The sequence below is a fragment of the Snodgrassella sp. genome, assembly GCF_024103505.1.
GTDB lineage: Bacteria > Pseudomonadota > Gammaproteobacteria > Burkholderiales > Neisseriaceae > Snodgrassella > Snodgrassella communis.
Genome location: NZ_JAGGIJ010000001.1, coordinates 288,852 through 309,050 on the forward strand (window position 1 = coordinate 288,852; position 20,199 = coordinate 309,050).

Here is a 20,199-nt window from a genome sequence, read left to right on the forward strand (position 1 = left end):
ATTCAGAATGGATTCGTATTATTTTAATTCCAGAGCATCATCAACCAATTGTTTCAGCTGAGCGACATGTTTACTCATATAGCCCACTGCTGGTGAAGCACTGGCCGGACGACCGGCAAAAATAACTTTTTGCTGGCTGCCTGCAATTTTTTCAATACGATGACGAATCTGGAACCAAGCACCCTGATTTTTTGGCTCTTCCTGAGCCCACAGGATTTCAGTTGCATTAGGATAGCGGCTCAATTCAGCAGCCAGCTGTTCATATGGGAACGGATATAGCTGTTCCACACGTACAATCGCAATATCTTTGCCCAGATCACGTTCCAAACGCGCTTTATTAATATCGTAGTACACCTGACCGGCACACAGAATCACGCGTTTAACACTGTTTTCATTGCCTTCAACCTGATCACCAATTACCGGACGGAAAGCATGGCCTTCAGTGAAATCACTTAGTGGACTCATGGATTCATTGAAACGCAACAAGCGTTTGGACATGAAAATAACCAGTGGCTTGCGATATGGACGCAATACCTGACGGCGCAACACATGGAACATCTGAGATGCTTCTGATGGCATCACAACCTGAATATTCTCTTCAGAACACAATTGCAGCCAGCGCTCCAGACGACCAGAAGAATGTTCAGGTCCTTGACCATCGTAGCCATGAGGTAAAATCACAGTTAAACCACACAAACGACCCCATTTGGTTTCACCAGAAGTAATAAACTGGTCGATTGCAACCTGAGCACCATTGGCAAAGTCACCAAACTGCGCTTCCCAGATAACCAGCTGATCAGGTGCACTGCATGCAAAGCCGTATTCATAGGCCAGCACAGCTTCTTCATTCAGAATTGAATCAATCACCAAGAAAGAAGCCTGATTTTCACTCAGATTGCGTAGCGGCACATAAGCACCGGCATCACTTTTTTCTCGTTTCTGATCATGCAGCACAGCATGACGATGAGAGAAAGTACCACGACCGGAATCTTCACCTGAAATGCGCACACCATTACCATTGCTTACCAGACTGGCATAAGCCAGTGTTTCAGCCATACCCCAGTCAACAGGCTGTGTACCCTCAGCCATAGCAACACGATTGGCCAGCATTCTCTTCACCGTATTATGTGGTGTAAAACCTTCCGGAAGCACAGTGAATTTTGCAGTTAAGCGTTGAATATCTGCGGCAGGAATACCCGTTTCAACCGGATGATTCCAGTGTGTACCCATATAAGGTGTCCAGTCTACTGCGTACTTATGGTTGTAATCAGTCAGCGTAGTCTGCTCAACATGTTCACCTTTATCCAGCGCATCGCGATAAGCCTGAATCAGCCCATCCGCCTGTTCTTTAGTAATCACATTTTCACTTACCAGACGGTCTGAATACAGCGCACGTGTTCCCGGATGCTGATGAATCTTGTTATACATCATTGGCTGTGTCAGCATTGGATCATCACCTTCGTTATGACCCAGTTTGCGGAAGCAAACAATATCTACTACCACATCTTTGCCGAATGACTTGCGATAGTCCATGGCCAGACTTACCACATAGCTCACAGCCTCAGGATCATCACCATTCACATGGAAAATCGGTGCATCAACCATTTTAGCCAGATCGGTACAATACACAGTTGAACGTGTATCGCGCAAATCAGAAGTAGTAAAGCCAATCTGATTATTGATCACAATATGAATAGTGCCACCAGTGGTGTAGCCACGGGTTTGAGACAGATTGAAATTAGCCTGATTCACACCCAGACCGATAAACGCAGAATCGCCATGAATCAATACCGGCAGCACAGCTTGGCGACCAGATTCACCGCGACGTTTTTGACGTGCACGAACAGCACCTTCCACTACCGGATTAACAATTTCCAGATGAGAAGGGTTGAAAGCCAGCGAAACGTGCAACGGACCATTGCCAGTAGCCAGATCGGAAGTAAAGCCCATATGGTATTTCACGTCACCGCTTGGCAGAGTGGTGGTATATTTACCCTCAAATTCGCTGAATAAATCGCGTGGTTCTTTACCAAGGATATTTACCAGCACATTCAGACGGCCACGGTGAGCCATACCAATCATGACTTCTTCTACACCCTGTTCACCACAATGCTGCGTCAGATAATCCAGTGCAACAATCGTACTTTCACCGCCTTCCAGTGAAAAACGTTTCTGGCCAACATAGCGGGTATGCAAATAACGTTCCAGAGTTTCAGCAGCAGTCAATTGTTTCAGAATGCGACGTTTATGTTCAGGAGTGAAGCTACCTGCTGATAAATCTTTTTCTACCCGTTCCTGAACCCAATTGCGTTCATCCGGACGAGTAATGTGCATAAACTCCACACCTACCGTACCGCAGTAAGTCTGATCTAGTTTATTAATAATTTCAGATAAAGGGAGCTTCGGACTGCGTGAAAAATCACTACCAGTATAGAAACTAATAGACATATCGGCAGCCGTCAAACCATATTGTGCCGGATCCAATTCAGCCAGATACTCTTTAGAGCGGCGTTTTAACGGATCCAGATTGGCATTGCGACTACCCAGAATACGGTAAGCATTCATCAGATTTAATACTGACACCTGCTTTTGTAATATATTTAAATCAACACTACCTTGAGCAGCAGTTCCATGCTGTCTGGACAGATTGACAAATGATTCCTGAATTGGTAATTGCGGTATATCTTTGGCAACGTAACCCGGCATTGCAGCTACTTTGTCAAAATAATCTTTCCAGTATTCATCAACTGAATTTCGATCTTTTAGGTAGCTCTCATAAAGCTCCTCAATGTAAGGAGCATTGGCACCATATAAATAAGAAAGACTGGTTTTTTCTTCCATCATGGTAAAAACCCTTTTTTACCTTAAACTAATAAAACAGGAATATCACTATCCCCTACCAATATTCAATTCGAGAATCGAATGCCGATTCCAGATTACCGCATATCAACATACCGATTCCAGATCACCACGCGCATACATGGGGATGAAGCATCAGTATGTTTCAGGCAGCTATAAAGCTGCCTGAACTCATAAAATGATTAGCGTTTATCTACAGATAGATAATCGCGTCGACCTGAACCAGTGTATAGCTGTCGTGGACGGCCAATTTTCTGATTCGGATCAGCTATCATTTCATGCCAGTGTGAAACCCAGCCTACCGTACGAGCCAAAGCAAAAAGTACAGTAAACATCGCAACAGGGATGCCCAATGCACTCAAAACAATACCCGAATAAAAATCGACATTCGGATAAAGCTTGCGTTCAACGAAATAAGGGTCTTCCAAAGCAATTTTTTCCAGAGCCATTGCTAATTTGAATTTGGGACTATCTTGCAATCCCAGCTCATTCAATACTTCATCGCAAGTCTGTTTCATAATTTTGGCACGTGGATCCATGTTTTTGTATACACGATGCCCGAAGCCCATCAAACGATAACGTTTTTCTTTAACCCCCTGCATAAATTCTTCAACGCGGGAAACATCACCAATTTCATCCAGCATTTTTAAAACTGCCTCATTGGCACCACCATGAGCCGGCCCCCACAAGCAGGCAATACCCGCAGCAATACAGGCAAAAGGATTAGCACCTGAAGAACCAGCCAAACGTACAGTTGATGTAGAAGCATTTTGCTCATGATCAGCATGCAAAATGAAAATCCTATCCAAAGCACGTTCCAACACAGGATTAACTACATAGTCCTCAGTTGGCTTAGCAAACATCATATGCATAAAATTGCCAGTATAAGACAGACTATTACGCGGATAATTAAATGGCAAACCTTTTGAGTAGCGGTAACACATGGCTGCCAGAGTGGGCATCTTGGCAATCATGCGGTATTCAGCAATTCGGCGATGATCAGGATTATTGATATCCAAACTATCCTGATAGAACGCTGCCAGGGCACCTACTACCCCTACCATCATTGACATCGGATGAGCATCACGACGAAATCCTCGGAAGAACCAGGTTAACTGCTCATGCACCATATTATGACGCAAGACACCCAGTTCAAACTTCTGCTTTTCGACTGCATCAGGTAACTCACCATAAATCAGTAAATAGCAGGTTTCCAGATAATCACTGTATTCTGCCAACTGCTCAATAGGATATCCCCGATAATATAACTGCCCCTTTTCACCATCAATGAAAGTGATTTTTGATTCACAGGATGCGGTTGAAGTAAATCCCGGATCAAACATAAACATATTAGTACCAGCATACAATTTATAAATATCAATCACATCTGGTCCCAAACTACCGGACAATACCGGCATCTCAAAAGGTTCTTGCCCTTCGATGGTAAGTATAGCGTTCTTAATCATCTCCAACTCCTTAATTTTCACTTTTTCTATTTAAATTAAATAATTTTAATAACATTAACAAAAAAAGGCGGTTTATAGAAATTGAGCCTGCCTGATTTTTTCAAGAACAGGCTCAAACTGTGGATACATATAGCTTTCAGACTGATCGGACTGATTGATCAATGCCAGAATTTCTGGATCCGGCAGATCCATTAACGCCACAAACGCATTTAAATCATCATCAGATAACTGGTCAAAGGCACAAGACATAAAGCGGCCTAAAATGATATCCAGTTCCAGCAAACCACGACGAGTTAACCAGCGTATGCGACGTTTAGCAACATCATCAAAATACTGCATCAGATCGCTCTTCTTAACATTAAATCTTTAATCTTACCAATAGCCTGCGTTGGATTTAAATGTTTTGGACAAACATCAACACAATTCATAATCGTGTGACAACGGAACAGCCGGTATGGATCATTCAGATTATCCAGACGTTCATTAGTGCGCGTATCACGAGTGTCTGCAATAAAACGATATGCATTCAGCAAACCGGACGGACCCACAAACTTATCCGGATTCCACCAGAATGAAGGACATGCCGTAGAACAGCAGGCACATAAAATGCACTCATACAAACCGTCCAGCTCCTTGCGTTCCGCCTGTGACTGTAAACGCTCCCCTGTCGGTGCCGCCGTATCATTAATCAAATAGGGTTTAACCGAATGATATTGATTAAAGAACTGCGTAAAATCAACAATTAAATCACGGATAACAGGCAAAGCAGGCAGTGGCTTCAAAACAATTGGCTGCTTCAAACTGCGAATATCAGTCAAACAGGCCAAGCCATTCTTACCATTAATATTCATCCCATCAGAACCACAAATGCCTTCACGGCAGGAGCGGCGAAAAGACAAACTGTCATCCTGTGCCTTAAGCTTAATCAGCGCATCCAACAGCTTCACATCTGTAGGTTCGATTTCGAGTTCATAATCTTTCATGTACGGCTTGGCATCCACATCAGGATTGTAGCGGTACACTTGAAAGCGGATTTTTTCCATCTTGATAGTTCCTTAGTAAACGCGTTCAGCCGGCTTTATATATTCCACACTCAAAGGTTTGGTATGTACCGGTTTATATTCCAGATGCTGGTCTTCTGCGTAATATAATGTGTGTTTCATCCAGTTTTCGTCATCACGGTTTGGATGGTCATCTGAAGCATGGGCGCCACGTGATTCTTTACGTGCAGCAGCGGAAACCAGTGTCGCCTGAGCAACCTCAATCAGATTATCCAGCTCCAGCGCTTCAAGCCGTGCTGTATTCCACACTTTACTCTTGTCATGAATCTGCGTTTTGGCTACGCGTTCAGCAATCGCATTAATTTTCTCAATGCCATCCTGTAGCAAAGCATCGGTACGGAACACACCTGCATGTGACTGAACACAGCGCTGCAAGTCATTGCGTACTTCAGATACTTCTTCACCATTAGTCTGATTTTCCAGACGGCTGAGACGAGCAAGTGTTTTCTCGCCCACATCAGCAGGCAACTCACGATGCGCACCCTGCTTCTTAATATAATCAATCATATGATCACCAGCCGCCTTACCAAACACCACCAGATCAAGTAATGAATTGGTACCCAGACGGTTAGCACCATGCACCGAAGCACAGGCACATTCACCTGCTGCATAAAAACCAGGCACTGGAGCTTCCAGATCATCCCCTTTGGCCATCACCACCTGACCATGATAATTAGTAGGAATACCGCCCATCATATAGTGACAAGTTGGTACCACCGGAATCGGATCTTTAATCGGATCCACACCAGCAAACTGAATGGAAATTTCGCGAATACCGGGCAATTTTTCCATAATTTTTTCTGCACCAAGATGATCGACTTTCAGCAGAACATGATCCTTATTCTTACCAACACCACGCCCTTCGTGGATTTCAATGGACATAGCGCGCGAAACCACATCACGGCAAGCCAAATCTTTCACAGTAGGTGCATAGCGCTCCATAAAACGCTCACCATCACTGTTTAGCAGAATCCCGCCTTCGCCACGTACACCCTCAGTAATCAAAACCCCGGCACCTGCCACACCAGTAGGATGAAATTGCCAGAATTCCATATCTTCCAGAGGAATACCTGCACGTGCAGCCATACCCAGTCCATCACCGGTATTCATATAAGCATTAGTAGAAGAAGCATAAATACGACCCGCACCACCTGTAGCAAACAACACCGCTTTAGCATGCAGAACGAAAACATCACCCGTTTCCATTTCCATGGCGATCACACCAATCACCACACCCTCGGAATCACGAATCAGATCAAGAGCAGCCCACTCAACAAAAAACTGAGTTTCCGCATGTACATTTTGCTGATACAGAGTATGCAGCATTGCGTGGCCGGTACGGTCTGCCACAGCACAGGCACGTTCTACTGCACGCTTACCGAATTCGGCAGTATGTCCGCCAAACGGGCGCTGGTAAATCTTGCCGGATTCAACACGGTCAAACGGCATACCCATATGCTCCAGCTCCACAACAGCATCAGGTGCGCGGCGCGTCATAAACTCAATCGCATCTTGGTCACCCAGCCAGTCCGAACCTTTAACCGTATCGTACATATGCCAGTTCCAGTGATCTTCCTGCACATTGCCAAGAGAGGCAGAAATACCCCCCTGCGCAGCAACCGTATGAGAACGGGTTGGAAAAACCTTAGACAGCACCACTGTATTCAAACCTGCTTTTGAAAGTTGCAAAGCTGCGCGAAGCCCTGCACCGCCGCCACCAACAATTACAGCGTCAAAACGACGTACCGGTAAACTCTTGGGCATACTCATGCTAACCCCCAAATCACATTAACAGAATAAATCAGACAGCCAACCAGCCATAAAATCGTGGCAGCATGTAAAAACAGACGTAAACCTACAGGTTTAATATAGTCCATCCACAAATCACGAATACCAACCCAAGCATGTAATATCAGCGCCAGCACAAAAATTTGTGTAACCAGACGTACCCAGGTTTGAGCAAAAAAACACTGCCATTGCTCATAACTGTGCGGTAAACAAATAATCATGATTAAAAAGAGTACTGAATACACCAGCATGACTACCGCAGTGATACGCTGCATAATCCAGTCGCGCAGACCATAGTGCGCGCCGGCCAATTTACGATCAATCATAATAACCAGCACGCTCCATAAATAATAACGGTCAAGACAATTGCGCACACAACCACGACTTTAGCAGAAGTTCGAGCTGTATTCAGTTCTGTGCCTTTATGAATATCCAAAAGCAGAAAACGAACACCCGCCAGACTGTGATACACATATGCCAGCAACAAAACAAAAAGAATGCACCTTACCAACGGATGTTGCATAAGCGCATGATAAGTATTGAACGCAGATTCATGGGACAGCGTACCTGAAAACAGCCATAACAACAGCGGAATACAGATAAATAGCACCACACCACTAAAGCGATGAAAAATAGATACAATACCCGGAATGGGTAATCGTATCTTATGTATATCCAGATACACTGGCCTTTCATTTTGCATCGATAACTCCTCTTGATTATTAAATAATTTAAAACTCAAAAACCAGCGACCTAAGCCGCTACAACCGAAATTTACAGCAATTGACCTCGTTTTTAGCAAATATGCAAAAACACAACACAAAATTTATTTACAATTAGCACATCAAACCAGCAGAGCATACATACCGCTTAACTGCAAAGATTGATTAACCAACCATAAATAATGTCAGTGCCACTCATAATGTACACCGTACTCTGGCTTAAATACACCTGACGAAATTGCCGGCAAAAACATATCCGTTCCTCAACAGCCTGACTGTTTCTAACTGCAATAAAGCCTGATGACACCATTGCTAAGCAGTATCCGGCAAAACAATTTATTTAATCAACAAAAAGCATAAAAACTGTAGCAACAAAGTACAAACAACCCATTTAAATCTGGCAAGAATGCAACAACTAAATTAATTCACCGATTACTTTAGTAAAACCAACACACCTTACCAACATAACTGCTAAAACCAGTTCTTCATTTTTTAAACCTGCCAGTAGGACTGCATCCCCCCAGCGGCCACCACCAGACTAGGTTTATTCAATACCGATCAAACCTGCTTTTTTACCTTATCGTTATACAGATATATTGATAGCAAATTGATTCAAACTTCATATATGACATACCAAACTCATAAAAACAAATCCTTATAAAATTTTTATACAAACATTAAAACAACATAAAAAAACTATTTCAGCATGCTCAACATTCTCAAAAAGCATCAATGTATTTACGCCAATTAATTTAACCTTAAATAGAATTTTGTTATCATACGCGCCAAATTTTTGTAGGACTGCCTAATCCCCCACCCTAAAGACAAGAAAAAATCCTAGTAGTTATTTTTTATCATTTAATAAGAGGATAAGTTATGAAAAAACCTGTACGCATTGCCGTAACGGGTGCTACCGGCCAGATTGGTTATGCTTTACTGTTTCGTATTGCCAGTGGCGACATGCTTGGCAAGGACACACCAGTGATTCTGCAACTTCTTGATTTACCCCAGTCACAAACCGCGGCTCAGGGCGTAATGATGGAATTACAGGATTGTGCATTCCCACTGCTGGTTGACATGTTTGCCACGCATGACCCAGAGGTAGCATTCAAAGATGCGGACATAGCTATCCTCGTCGGAGCCCGACCGCGTAGCAAAGGGATGGAGCGCAGTGACCTACTACAGGCAAACGCAGAAATATTTGCAGCACAAGGCGCAGCTTTAAATAAAGTTGCCAGCCGCGATGTAAAAGTACTAGTAGTTGGTAATCCAGCCAATACCAATGCCTATATCGCCATGAAATCTGCCCCAGATTTACCGGCAAAAAACTTCACTGCACTAATGCGACTGGATCAAAACCGCGCACTTAGCCAGCTAGCTGAAAAAACCGGCAAACCAGTGAGTAAAATCAAAAAACTGTGCATATGGGGAAACCACAGCCCTACCATGTACACCGATTACCGTTTTGCCACCGTAGAAAATGAAAACGTAGCTGAAATAATCAACGATCAGGACTGGTATATAAACGAATACCTACCTAAAGTTGGTAAACGCGGTTCGGCCATTATAGAAGCCCGTGGACTATCTTCAGCTGCAAGTGCCGCAAACGCCATTATTGATCAGATTCATGACTGGGTAATCGGCAGTGACGATGAATGGGTTACCATGGGAGTACCATCCGATGGTTCTTACGGCATTCCGGAGGGAATTGTATTTGGCTTCCCCATGACCTGTAAAAATGGTGAATATACCATCATCAAAGATTTGCCAATTGACGAATTCAGCCAAGAGCGTATCAACCAAACTCTAGCAGAACTTGAAGAAGAAAAAGCAGAAATTAGCAGTTTACTGTAAAAAAGCAAACTCAATATCCGGCCGGCCAGAATAGCTGGCCGGATATCTTATCAGGAAAACACCAACAATCCTGTTTTACCAGACAACCGTTTTCAGTGCATATAACAGCCACATCAATAAAGTAACCAGCAGCAAAATCAGCGCCAGACAATTAATCCAATAGCCAAAGGTTTGCTGTTGCTGTTTTCCAAGTACATACCTTAACACCACCCCCAACAACATTATCACAATAAACAGACGCAGCAATCGTCCTAACATATCTCCCTCAAAACACGTTAAATCTGTGCAAATCAGACAAAGTCGCTATAATGCCAGTTTTCTATTCTTTTACCTATACTCATGAAAGAAATAGACAGCATTGGCATTGTTACCCCGCAGAAATGGTCTTTTAGCAGCCCATTAACCTTGCAAAACGGCTGTGTTTTACCACAATTTGAATTGATGGTTGAAACATATGGCACCCTTAACGCAGACAAAACTAATGCCGTACTAATCTGCCATGCACTGTCTGGAAATCATCACATTGCCGGCTACCACAGCAGTAACGACAAACACCCTGGCTGGTGGGATAACATGGTTGGCCCCGGAAAACCAGTTGATACCAATCGATTTTTTGTCGTTGGCCTCAATAATCTGGGCGGCTGCCATGGTAGTACCGGACCACTGAGCATCAATCCGGCTACCGGTAAAGCATATGGTGCTGATTTCCCCATGGTTACAGTAAAAGACTGGGTTAAAAGTCAGGCCATGCTTGCCGACCGGCTCGGTATCCAGCAGTGGGCAGCAGTAATGGGTGGCAGTTTGGGCGGAATGCAGGCATTACAATGGGCTATTGATCAGCCACAACGTTTACGTCATGCACTGATTATTGCCTCTGCACCTCGTTTATCGACACAAAATATTGCTTTTAATGACGTGGCTCGACAAGCCATACTTACCGACCCCGACTATTGTCAGGGACATTATGCACAACAACAACGGATTCCCCGCCGCGGCTTACGTATAGCGCGCATGATGGGACACATCACCTATCTGGCGGAAGACGGACTGGGCAAAAAATTTGGTCGTCAGATGCGTCAACAAAACTTTCAGTATGATTACAACGTTGAATTCGAAGTCGAATCATACCTGCATTATCAGGGTGACAAATTTGCCGACGTATTCGATGCCAATAGCTATTTACTGATGACAAAAGCACTGGATTACTTTGATCCGGCACGTGACTATGCCGGTGATTTAATTACCGCAGTATCAGCAATTCAGGCAAAAATACTTATTGCCAGCTTCAGCAGTGACTGGCGCTTCTCACCCAGACGTTCACAAGAATTGCTTGACGCACTAGTTGCTGCCAACAAACCCGTGCAATATATTGCACTCCAGTCTGCCCACGGTCATGATGCATTTCTAATGGAAGATCCCGACTATCAGGCCGCCATCCGTATTTATTTTAATAATATTGCTACTGAGCTAACACAATGAATACATCATCAACGTCACTGCGTGGTGACTTAAAAATGATTTTTGACTGGATTGCCCCCAATAGCCGAGTGCTCGACTTAGGCTGTGGAGATGGTGAACTACTCGCCGCCCTGATCAAACACAAAAATTGTCAAGGTTATGGGCTGGAAATTGCTACCGGCAGTGTTTTAGCTGCCATGCAGCGTGGTATCAACGTCATACAGGCCGATCTGGAAGCCGGATTACAACACTTTAACGATAATAGCTTTGATACCATTGTATTGAGCCAAACCATTCAAGCCATGAAAAACACCGAAAATATTTTGCAGGAAATGAAACGCGTCGCCAGAGAAGCCATTGTAACCTTTCCCAACTTTGGCTACTGGCGCAATCGCCTGCAAATCGCCTTTGGTGGACATATGCCAGTATCAGAACGCATGCCTTATCAATGGTATAACACCCCCAACATTCACTGGTGTACACTTCAGGATTTCGACAGATTATGCAGCAAAAATCATTTAAAAATTCTACAACGTGCCGTAATGAGTGGCAATAAGCGCGTATCCTTCTTGCCAAACCTGCTGGGTAGCCTGGCCTTTTATCGCGTCGGCTGAGTGCACAGACAAAGATAGCCAGCTAGAACCCTGCCCTACATTCATTTACAGGTACACATAATGCTGAATATTTTTTTCAAAATTGTACACATGACATATCATTGATATACCATCATCAGCTACCGCAGAACACACTTATCTTTAGCTACTAACCGATAAAAAACAATCTAGCCTGAATAATATTATTCAAAAAAGCATCGCCTACTTAAAACAGAGATAAGAAAAAACCTAACTGCGAATTTAAAAAGATCAAAAATACAGATTAACCTTAATCAACTGCGCACCACCTGACACCTTTCTTGTCCTGTCATACCCCGTAATACAAGCATTGGCGTAGACGTATTCAGGCGTGATGATATGAAATTTAAGTGTACTGGCCGCCAATGTTTCAATCTGGCCACTCATGCGCCACACATTCATGCCCCGACTGCTCCTTTGAATTGCTACACAGTAACCTTATACGAACTAGCTACTTTGTTGTAACAGGCAAAGAAGCTTTTTTCGACAAATGCCTTGCTATATTGAGCATATTATTGTCTTTCATGGAAATGACGTTATCGACTAAGCGTATTATTGCAAATAACATTAAGTTCCTTGAAATTCGGTACATTCAGAATACCCCCAACTAGCAGCATCATTTACCTCAATAAAAAAGCCAGCACTAAACCGGCTTGAATCTGCAACATAATCAAGATTAAATTTTATAACCCTCAAGCTCCTTGGTTTTAGCTTTTACCAGCTTTATTCTACAAATGTATCGGTTGATATCTGTCTGCACCTGTGTATCAGCCGGCTTTGCAGAATCGCATTCATTATCCGCACTCTTAGTCCAGTTTTTAAAGTTTGTACTCAGCTGATCCTTAATCGGTTCCGGTATGGAATCCCATGTTGCCTGTAGTACTTCCAATGAATCATTTGCCTCCTGCCTTAGCTTTTGTAGCTTCGCCTCCTTTACTTCCGCATATAGCTGATTCTGTAGTATTTCCAGTTCAGATATGCGTGTGTGTATTAGGCTTGTTTCACAGTTTAAATGCTCAATTTGATTCTGCTCCGGCGTAGGGTATTGGTTTGACTGGCACTGCCTCTTTTTTTGCTGGTTCCATGCAAGCTGCTGAGACTTTAAATGGTTGCGCACATCCGCATCCATATCAGTCCATAACGCATTTATTTCATTATTTACTGCTGTATTCTCCTGCTTCGCAGTTTGCAATGCAGCCTGCATATTTTCCTGAGCAGCCTCCTGATTAACTGCATTAGCAACAATCTGAGCAGCCGGTTCTGATGCAGGCGTACTTGATACTGTTTTTTCGTCACTAGAACAAGCTTTCAGAATTGCACCAATTACAACCAGAAAACCAATTGCAGCTAAAACACTTTTTAAACAACCGCCATTTTTGGCTACAGCAGTTGCACTGGCTGACGCGGCAACTGATGAGCTTTGATTGATGATAATTTGTGGTACTTCACCTGCTGGTTTAGCCTGTGCCGGACTACTACTATAGCTATCATTCTGTGAAGATGCACCGCGGGCTTGGTTTAATAATAAAGCCTTATGTTCCTCATACTCCTCCTGTGTAATCGCCCCTTTCTCCAGCAGTTCATACAAGCGAGTAAGCTCATTTGTCAAAGATGGCTTAGACATAAAAATTCCTTTTGCAGTATCAAAGTTTTATCCAAGTTGATGCATCAATTAATTGTGTATTTTTGAATCTGGTCTGGGTGAGCGCCCCAACCTATCCATACATCCTTAACAGTAACTTTATTCCCGCTCAACGATTGAAACTGCATTACAAAAACGCGAGGAGGGGCACTTTTATTTTTTTGAACTTTTTCAACCAGTATAGCTGTATTGTCATTTAGCCATTTTACGCGCAATAGGAATGGTATATTTAGATTGCAATTAGACACCTGTTCATCATACATATTCGCAATCGCGCCATCTTTTGAAAAAGACACGCCGGCACAAGTTGCGCCAGCAAACGTTAGTTTTTTGCCTGATACAGCAGTTTTAAAATCAGTAGCCATTACCAAAGATGGTAGAAGTAAGAGAGTTAGGAATAACTTTTTCATGTCATTGATGTCCCAAGCTGATTAAACATGTAGTTATTTAATTCTTTCATCGCTGCTACAGCATTACCGCTAACTGTACTTGATAAAGTTTTAACTTTCATTTTTTGTATATTAACACGCTTTTTATTGTCGTTTTTACCCTGTTATTGGTTGCCTGCAATTACTGGTTCTGGTTTAACATTCACTTGTCTTGATCAGCATTTCTGACCAGCAGTGATTGAGCAGTTTTATTAAACACTTTTATATATCCTACAGACAGCTCATACGCCATCTTTTACATAACTAGGATTGCCTGTTGCACACCCTGTCTCTTTAAATTTTGAAAAAATTTCATTTGAGCTTTTAGAACCAATGACATTTTTAAACCTCTTGCGTATACCAACCTTAATATAGACTTCTGCGAAACCTCCTGCCGCATTATCTATCGCTTCATCTGTTACCCAAAAGATATAATGAACCAAGCTCACAATAATCGCCAACAGACATCGCATCAACTAACCATAAAAAGAAAAACATCGTTGCCACTGGTTTTATCAAGTAAGAGCGATAAGATAATAGCTACCCCACTTTATGCATATTCCCACAAAAAAAATTATCAAGGTTCATACTGCTAATTAACAGAATGAATACTGCATAAATAAAATACAAAGAAACTATTTTGTAGTCTAAAGTTACCCTAGCAACATTACCTTTAGCTAAACCAATAATGCGATTTACACATATTTATGCGAAAATGAACCATTTGCTTAATCATTAAACCAACATGAAATTATATCAACAAGTTGCCACTGAAGTTGAAAAGGCATTCAGCGCAGCCGGATTAACCGAACACCCAATTATCCTGCAACCAGCCAAAAACAGAGACTTTGGTGATTATCAAATCAATGGCGTCATGGGTGCAGCCAAAAAAACCAGACAAAACCCACGCGAACTGGCTCAGAAAGTCGCCGATGCCCTACAAGAAAACCCCTTAATTGCCACAGCAGAAGTTGCTGGTCCTGGCTTTATCAACCTGCATCTGCGACCGGAAAAACTGGCTCAATATATCAAGAGCGCTTTACAGGATGATCATTTAGGCATTACTCACAGCAGCGAACCACAAACCATAGTGATCGACTATTCTTCTCCCAACCTTGCCAAAGAAATGCACGTAGGGCATTTACGCTCCAGCATTATTGGAGACAGCCTAAACCGAGTATTGTCTTTTCTGGGGCACAAAGTTATTGCACAGAACCACGTAGGAGACTGGGGTACCCAATTCGGCATGCTGGTAGCTTATCTGACAGAACAGCAACAAAACGGTCGTGCCGATCTGGAACTAGCCGATTTGGAACAATTCTACCGTAACGCCAAAATACGCTTTGACGAAGACGAAAATTTTGCCAATACCGCCCGCGAATATGTAGTCAAATTACAAAGCGGAGAAGCCAGCGTACTGGCTTTATGGCAACAATTTGTACAAACATCACTACAACATGCTCAGGCTGTTTACCAAAAACTGGGGTTAAAACTATTACCTACAGATGTAACCGGTGAATCATTCTATAACGATCAGCTACAACCAACCGTAAACGAACTGCTGGCCAAAGGCATCGCTGTAGACAGCGATGGAACAAAAGTAGTTTTTCTTGAAGAATTTAAAAATCAGGATGATGAACCAATGCCATTCATTATCCAGAAGAAAGATGGCGGTTTCCTTTACGCCAGTACCGATTTAGCCTGTGTACGCTATCGCATTAATACCCTGCATGGCGATCGCCTCTTATATGTTGTAGATGCACGCCAAAGCCTGCATTTTCAAGAATTATTTACCGTAGCCCGCAAAGCCGGCTGGCTACCGGAAAGCGTACTCGCAGAACATGTCTCCTTTGGCACCATGATGGGTAAAGATGGCAAACCATTTAAAACCCGCAGCGGTGACACCGTAAAATTACTGGACTTACTCAACGAAGCCGTAACTCGTGCATCTGCCTTAGTCGCCAGCAAAAACCCCGACCTGTCCCCCGCCGAAATAGCACATATTGGACATGCAGTAGGTATCGGCGCAGTAAAATATGCTGATTTAAGTAAAAACCGCACCAGCGATTACATATTTGACTGGGACAGCATGTTATCATTTGAAGGCAATACAGCTCCCTATTTACAGTATGCCTACACCCGCGTACAAAGCGTATTCCGCAAAGCAGAGACATGGGATAAAAATAGCGAAATTAGCCTCAATGAACCATTGGAACAACAACTGGCTGTAGAATTGCTTAAATTTGAAGACATACTTAATAGCGTTGCCGATACCGCCTATCCACATTATCTGGCAGCTTACCTGTATCAAATTGCTACCCTATTCAGTCGATTCTATGAAGCCTGCCCAATACTGAAAACAGATGAGGCCACACGCAATAGTCGCTTGCAGCTAGCCAGCCTTACCGGCAAAACCCTGCAACAAGGTTTAGCTTTATTAGGTATAGATACCTTAGATACCATGTAGCCTTAATAATCAATTTTCAGAATCATAAACTGCACTGCCTGCATCAGCTTTATGCCAGACAGTGCAGTTTTTTATTGAAATAAATCGGAATATTCATCTATGGGAATCAATATATCCAGCAAATAAACTTGTAACCAAATTCTAAATAAATGCTTTAATATTCAAATCTGAAAACAATTATTCAATCAAACATTCAGCTATTTTCACTAAAAGCAATAAAATAATCCTGAAAGCTTATTTACATAAGCATAAAACCGAATAAAATATAAAATAAACCGGCTTTGATTCAGATAAAACTTATTTCAACCCGTAAAATAAATCAATAAACAAATAAACGATTTTTGAAAAACTGTAGCAGATATAAGCTTAAATAAAGCTTAAAGAGAATAAACAAAACGGAATAACAAAATAAAAAAGATATCTTAATTTCTAAGATATCTTTTAAAATCTGTGGTGCGGATAAAGAGACTCGAACTCTTACACCTTTCGGCGCCAGAACCTAAATCTGGTGCGTCTACCAATTTCGCCATATCCGCACAAACAATCAAAACTGACTGAGCGTAGAATTATAAAATAGTTTATAATTTATGCCAAGCAAAAAATCTCAATTATATACAAACAGATGCATATCGGCTTATTCAGAGACTCATAGCAATGTTTAAGCACTTATTTGTACAAACACAGCAATAACAAAATAACAATAGTTCAAAAACCTAATAGAAATTTGGAAATTTAATCAACTGAAATTAAGAATGAGATAGTATGAAAGATTTGGTGGGTGATGACGGAGTCGAACCGCCGACATTCTGCTTGTAAGGCAGACGCTCTACCAACTGAGCTAATCACCCATAAAAGAAAACAGCGAAACCATAAATTGGCGCGGCGGACGGGGCTCGAACCCGCGACCCCCGGCGTGACAGGCCGGTACTCTAACCAACTGAGCTACCACCGCGCAAGTTTCATGCTAGGCATAAAACAGTAAACTGGTGGGTGATGACGGAGTCGAACCGCCGACATTCTGCTTGTAAGGCAGACGCTCTACCAACTGAGCTAATCACCCTGCACTGTTGAGGCGCGTATTAAATCATAGAGTAAGAAACACAGCAAGCTATTTTTAATCACATCAAACAATTATTTTATAATATACTGTTTTAAAATATAAAATATACAAACGCAACGCCTCATATTTTCAGCTATTCCTTTCAATGTGCGTAAAGAACTATTCTTGCTAACGTAACTCCTCTTCATAAAGATTCAAAAAATTATTATTAAGTCGAAATAAAATGCCTTGCATAACAAAATTATTTAGACATAAATCAAAAGCACAAAATTACCCCAAAAGATTTAAACATAGATAACATCAACCAGATTTACTTCTAATGATATTCAGTAGTCTGCAGACTGAATTCATGCATAAGCGCAAAACACTCTCCCTATTACATTACCAAAAGCATCCTCAAGCAAACCTGATACCCTAATCGTACCTATATAGAGCACCAGCCAAATAAATAGTTAATTAAATTGCCCAAAAGCTGTATTTATTATTACCAAAATGCCATTATCAGCGATAATACAAAGAAAATCCTGCCGGATATTAATGAAAGTGCATTAAATTAATTGGCAATATCATAAGCAAAGCTATTCGTTACATAATCGTCGCCAACTGTAACCGAAACCTATAGATAAACTTCAGTATAGTCATAGCAGACTAGTTACCTCTCTTTGACATTGTCACCACCACTTTACTAATAAATAGCGTATAAACGTTGCGGGATATCGGTTAGATAACTTAAGCACACGCAAAGCAGTTGCATATCATCAACAGTATTAAGTGGGTAATCCAGCTAAATAGCACAACAAAATCGGTATCCCAAGCCTTGCTGGTCTACCTCCAAGCGGACTGAGTGCCATTTCTTAATTGCCATAGTGATCATTAACTAATCATACTTATTTATATTTACTGAATTTTTTCTTTATTTTTTTCTTGCGTATTTAATATATAGTAAATAACGCAATCAAAAGCATTCAGAATCACTTTCCTTAAAATTTTAACCTGATTTTTATCAAATAATTTTAATTTATAATTTGATTTAATTACAAAAAACCAAGTTTAAGAGTTTTATTTTTCTCCCCTCCCCAAGGATCATCAATAAGATATTGAGCCTCTATGGGGATTTCTGTAGGTACAAAAGTAAATTTATAAAAAACCTCATCACTTTCACAGATTTCGTAGTAAAGAGAATATAAAGGCGAATCTAACTTTATGTTAATTTTAAGATTCTCAGTTGCAGAGGCAACTTCAACATGACTACTACCATTAACATAAAACGGTGTAACAATACAACGTTGTGCTTTTTTATCGATGACAAACTTGTCTGTTAATTTTAAAAGAACATTAGCACCAAAAGCATCTGCAAATAAAGGATCAAAAATAACATAATTATTATGAATTACAGCACCTTGCTTAATATTTACTTTGCCTCACTGCGATAATTGCTCAGAAGTAAGATCTTGCTCGAATTAAAATTTGATTATATGATATCAATAAATCTACTACTTGGTTTTTATCATTTTCCATTTATAAACCTTTATTTTAATCTTGGTTCCGTCGAGAAAATTTAACACAATATTTCCTATACTTGACTCAACGCCACTATTATTACCAAATCAATACCTAACGCGGCACCTTTCCCATCTTCTTTAAATACCGCCTTTGGCCATTCATCTCAATCATAACCTGATTTCGTTATCATTCCTTCCAAGCAATTTTTTCTATTCACTTTGGCACCAGCATGGTTAATCGTCACCATCGATGCAGCCATTTGATATGGTATCTTTGACATATCCAAATACCAATGAATATTATGTATATCCCCGATTTAAGCTTGTAGTGATAAGCTTTTAACTGAACTTTAATTGATGAATATATTCACCACTAATCAATCCAAAGCATTCCGAAAGATTCATACTGATTGTTGTGACATGCATACCTAAATTATAAATCTCGCTTAATGATTTAATATCAACTTTGTTGTCATCTAAATCAAAGTATACCGTACGATATGAATCAAACAGATTTTTATCTGAATCTATCAATTCTTGTCATGGTGCAATAATATCTCTTTTTATATTATGTAAATACCAGTAATCGTACTAACAATTTTTTCCTTAAGGAAAAAAGTAGATTAAGTCTTATCATAACAAGAAAGCACAAATAAAGAATTTTGAATTTACAAACAAAAGATACGTGATACTCTAATACATTTTTTCTAGCGCCCGCGGCACCACCTAAGTAAACAATGTACAATATTTTCTAATTTAGAAATTACTCTAATAATGAACAAGCATAATGTAAAAGAATTAGTTGATATCTCAGGATTGAAAAATCCAAATATAAAACATTCAATGATTCATTAATTACTACAATTGCGTTAAAAACTATTAAATAATTTCGGCCAAACCGCTTTATAAGTTTTAGACGATTCTTTTATTATTTTAAGATAAAGTGTAACTAACCCTACATTCCTCTACATTATTATTTTAAGCAGATTAACTATCATTCAATAATTTCGAACTTATATTTATTATATTTAATTATAATTTATAAAATATGTAAATTAATTAACTTATTAAAATAGATACATATGAATTAATAATATTTTACATATGAATTTTAACCTTTCATTTGAATAATTATGTCTTATAGATAATAATATGATCCATTTTAACTTTATAAGTTGCGTAAGTTGTATTCAACTTATAGAGCTAGATACTGCTTGTACGCTGAGTGGAGAGTAAATGTATATGGATCACAAGGATGCT

General features: G+C 40.9%; 17 protein-coding genes and 4 tRNA genes. 4 read left to right on the top strand and 17 right to left on the bottom strand.

What is annotated here, in order from left to right; all coding sequences use genetic code 11:
- Positions 1 to 18: 18 nt before the first annotated feature.
- The 7 genes from J6578_RS01335 to sdhC form a co-directional block, all read right to left on the bottom strand.
- Positions 19 to 2,844, bottom strand: a complete 2,826-nt coding sequence (locus J6578_RS01335; protein WP_093090719.1) for a 2-oxoglutarate dehydrogenase E1 component — start codon at positions 2,842 to 2,844, stop codon at positions 19 to 21.
- A 197-nt stretch (positions 2,845 to 3,041) separates the two neighbouring features.
- A complete protein-coding gene (gene gltA / locus J6578_RS01340) occupies positions 3,042 to 4,325 on the bottom strand; it encodes a citrate synthase (RefSeq protein WP_287953711.1) in 1,284 nt (427 codons plus the stop codon).
- A gap of 72 nt (positions 4,326 to 4,397) precedes the next feature.
- Positions 4,398 to 4,664 (bottom strand): FAD assembly factor SdhE, encoded by a 267-nt coding sequence (locus tag J6578_RS01345; protein ID WP_093090723.1) that lies wholly within the window; start codon positions 4,662 to 4,664, stop codon positions 4,398 to 4,400.
- Positions 4,664 to 5,368, bottom strand: a complete 705-nt coding sequence (locus J6578_RS01350) for a succinate dehydrogenase iron-sulfur subunit (RefSeq protein ID WP_093090725.1) — start codon at positions 5,366 to 5,368, stop codon at positions 4,664 to 4,666. The genes J6578_RS01345 and J6578_RS01350 overlap by 1 nt, the downstream gene beginning before the upstream one ends.
- Positions 5,369 to 5,380: 12 nt before the next feature.
- Entirely contained in the window at positions 5,381 to 7,150 is a 1,770-nt protein-coding gene (gene sdhA / locus J6578_RS01355) for a succinate dehydrogenase flavoprotein subunit (protein WP_093090727.1), read from the bottom strand.
- A gap of 2 nt (positions 7,151 to 7,152) precedes the next feature.
- Positions 7,153 to 7,500 (bottom strand): succinate dehydrogenase, hydrophobic membrane anchor protein, encoded by a 348-nt coding sequence (gene sdhD / locus J6578_RS01360; RefSeq protein ID WP_037405779.1) that lies wholly within the window; start codon positions 7,498 to 7,500, stop codon positions 7,153 to 7,155.
- Positions 7,497 to 7,877: a succinate dehydrogenase, cytochrome b556 subunit gene (gene sdhC / locus J6578_RS01365; RefSeq protein WP_287953712.1), complete on the bottom strand. Its 381-nt coding sequence runs from the start codon at positions 7,875 to 7,877 to the stop codon at positions 7,497 to 7,499. Before sdhC ends, sdhD begins: the two co-directional genes overlap by 4 nt.
- Before the next feature lie 895 nt (positions 7,878 to 8,772).
- On the opposite strand from sdhC, the gene J6578_RS01370 reads away from it, so the two are divergent.
- Positions 8,773 to 9,750 carry a malate dehydrogenase gene (locus J6578_RS01370; protein ID WP_239423335.1) on the top strand — a complete coding sequence of 326 codons (978 nt, stop codon included), beginning with the start codon at positions 8,773 to 8,775 and terminating at the stop codon, positions 9,748 to 9,750.
- Positions 9,751 to 9,825: 75 nt separating this feature from the next.
- Here J6578_RS01370 and J6578_RS01375 read toward each other — a convergent pair whose 3' ends face one another.
- A complete protein-coding gene (locus J6578_RS01375) occupies positions 9,826 to 10,008 on the bottom strand; it encodes a protein MIGRI (protein ID WP_287950392.1) in 183 nt (60 codons plus the stop codon).
- An 81-nt stretch (positions 10,009 to 10,089) separates the two neighbouring features.
- Here J6578_RS01375 and metX point away from each other — a divergent pair, with 81 nt between their 5' ends.
- Together metX and metW are read left to right on the top strand one after the other, a co-directional pair.
- Positions 10,090 to 11,229 (top strand): homoserine O-succinyltransferase MetX, encoded by a 1,140-nt coding sequence (metX, locus tag J6578_RS01380; protein WP_239364273.1) that lies wholly within the window; start codon positions 10,090 to 10,092, stop codon positions 11,227 to 11,229.
- Complete coding sequence (gene metW / locus J6578_RS01385; RefSeq protein ID WP_287953713.1) at positions 11,226 to 11,822, top strand: methionine biosynthesis protein MetW; 597 nt, start codon at positions 11,226 to 11,228, stop codon at positions 11,820 to 11,822. Before metX ends, metW begins: the two co-directional genes overlap by 4 nt.
- Before the next feature lie 249 nt (positions 11,823 to 12,071).
- Here metW and J6578_RS01390 read toward each other — a convergent pair whose 3' ends face one another.
- The 4 genes from J6578_RS01390 to J6578_RS01405 all read right to left on the bottom strand — a co-directional run bounded on the left by J6578_RS01390 (position 12,072) and on the right by J6578_RS01405 (position 14,383).
- Positions 12,072 to 12,242 (bottom strand): hypothetical protein, encoded by a 171-nt coding sequence (locus J6578_RS01390; RefSeq protein ID WP_287953715.1) that lies wholly within the window; start codon positions 12,240 to 12,242, stop codon positions 12,072 to 12,074.
- 274 nt (positions 12,243 to 12,516) lie between these two features.
- On the bottom strand, positions 12,517 to 13,464 hold the full coding sequence (locus J6578_RS01395; protein WP_287953717.1) for an SHOCT domain-containing protein: 948 nt from the start codon (positions 13,462 to 13,464) through the stop codon (positions 12,517 to 12,519).
- 44 nt (positions 13,465 to 13,508) lie between these two features.
- Positions 13,509 to 13,892 (bottom strand): hypothetical protein, encoded by a 384-nt coding sequence (locus J6578_RS01400; RefSeq protein WP_287953719.1) that lies wholly within the window; start codon positions 13,890 to 13,892, stop codon positions 13,509 to 13,511.
- A gap of 260 nt (positions 13,893 to 14,152) precedes the next feature.
- The gene (locus tag J6578_RS01405) at positions 14,153 to 14,383 is read right to left on the bottom strand and encodes a hypothetical protein (protein ID WP_287953721.1); all 231 of its coding nucleotides are present in this window, start codon (positions 14,381 to 14,383) and stop codon (positions 14,153 to 14,155) included.
- Between the two features lie 272 nt (positions 14,384 to 14,655).
- Between J6578_RS01405 and argS the strand changes: the two genes are divergently transcribed.
- Positions 14,656 to 16,377, top strand: coding sequence for an arginine--tRNA ligase (argS, locus tag J6578_RS01410; RefSeq protein WP_093090745.1), 1,722 nt, complete (start codon positions 14,656 to 14,658; stop codon positions 16,375 to 16,377).
- Between the two features lie 451 nt (positions 16,378 to 16,828).
- On the opposite strand, the gene J6578_RS01415 is transcribed toward argS, so the two are convergent.
- The 5 genes from J6578_RS01415 to comJ form a co-directional block, all read right to left on the bottom strand.
- Positions 16,829 to 16,913: transfer RNA gene (locus J6578_RS01415), tRNA-Leu, on the bottom strand.
- Between the two features lie 236 nt (positions 16,914 to 17,149).
- A tRNA-Val gene (locus J6578_RS01420) sits at positions 17,150 to 17,225 on the bottom strand.
- A 27-nt stretch (positions 17,226 to 17,252) separates the two neighbouring features.
- Positions 17,253 to 17,329, bottom strand: a tRNA-Asp gene (locus J6578_RS01425).
- A 32-nt stretch (positions 17,330 to 17,361) separates the two neighbouring features.
- A tRNA-Val gene (locus J6578_RS01430) sits at positions 17,362 to 17,437 on the bottom strand.
- A 1,034-nt stretch (positions 17,438 to 18,471) separates the two neighbouring features.
- A complete protein-coding gene (comJ, locus tag J6578_RS10275) occupies positions 18,472 to 18,846 on the bottom strand; it encodes a competence protein ComJ (RefSeq protein WP_353846645.1) in 375 nt (124 codons plus the stop codon).
- Positions 18,847 to 20,199 lie beyond the last annotated feature (1,353 nt).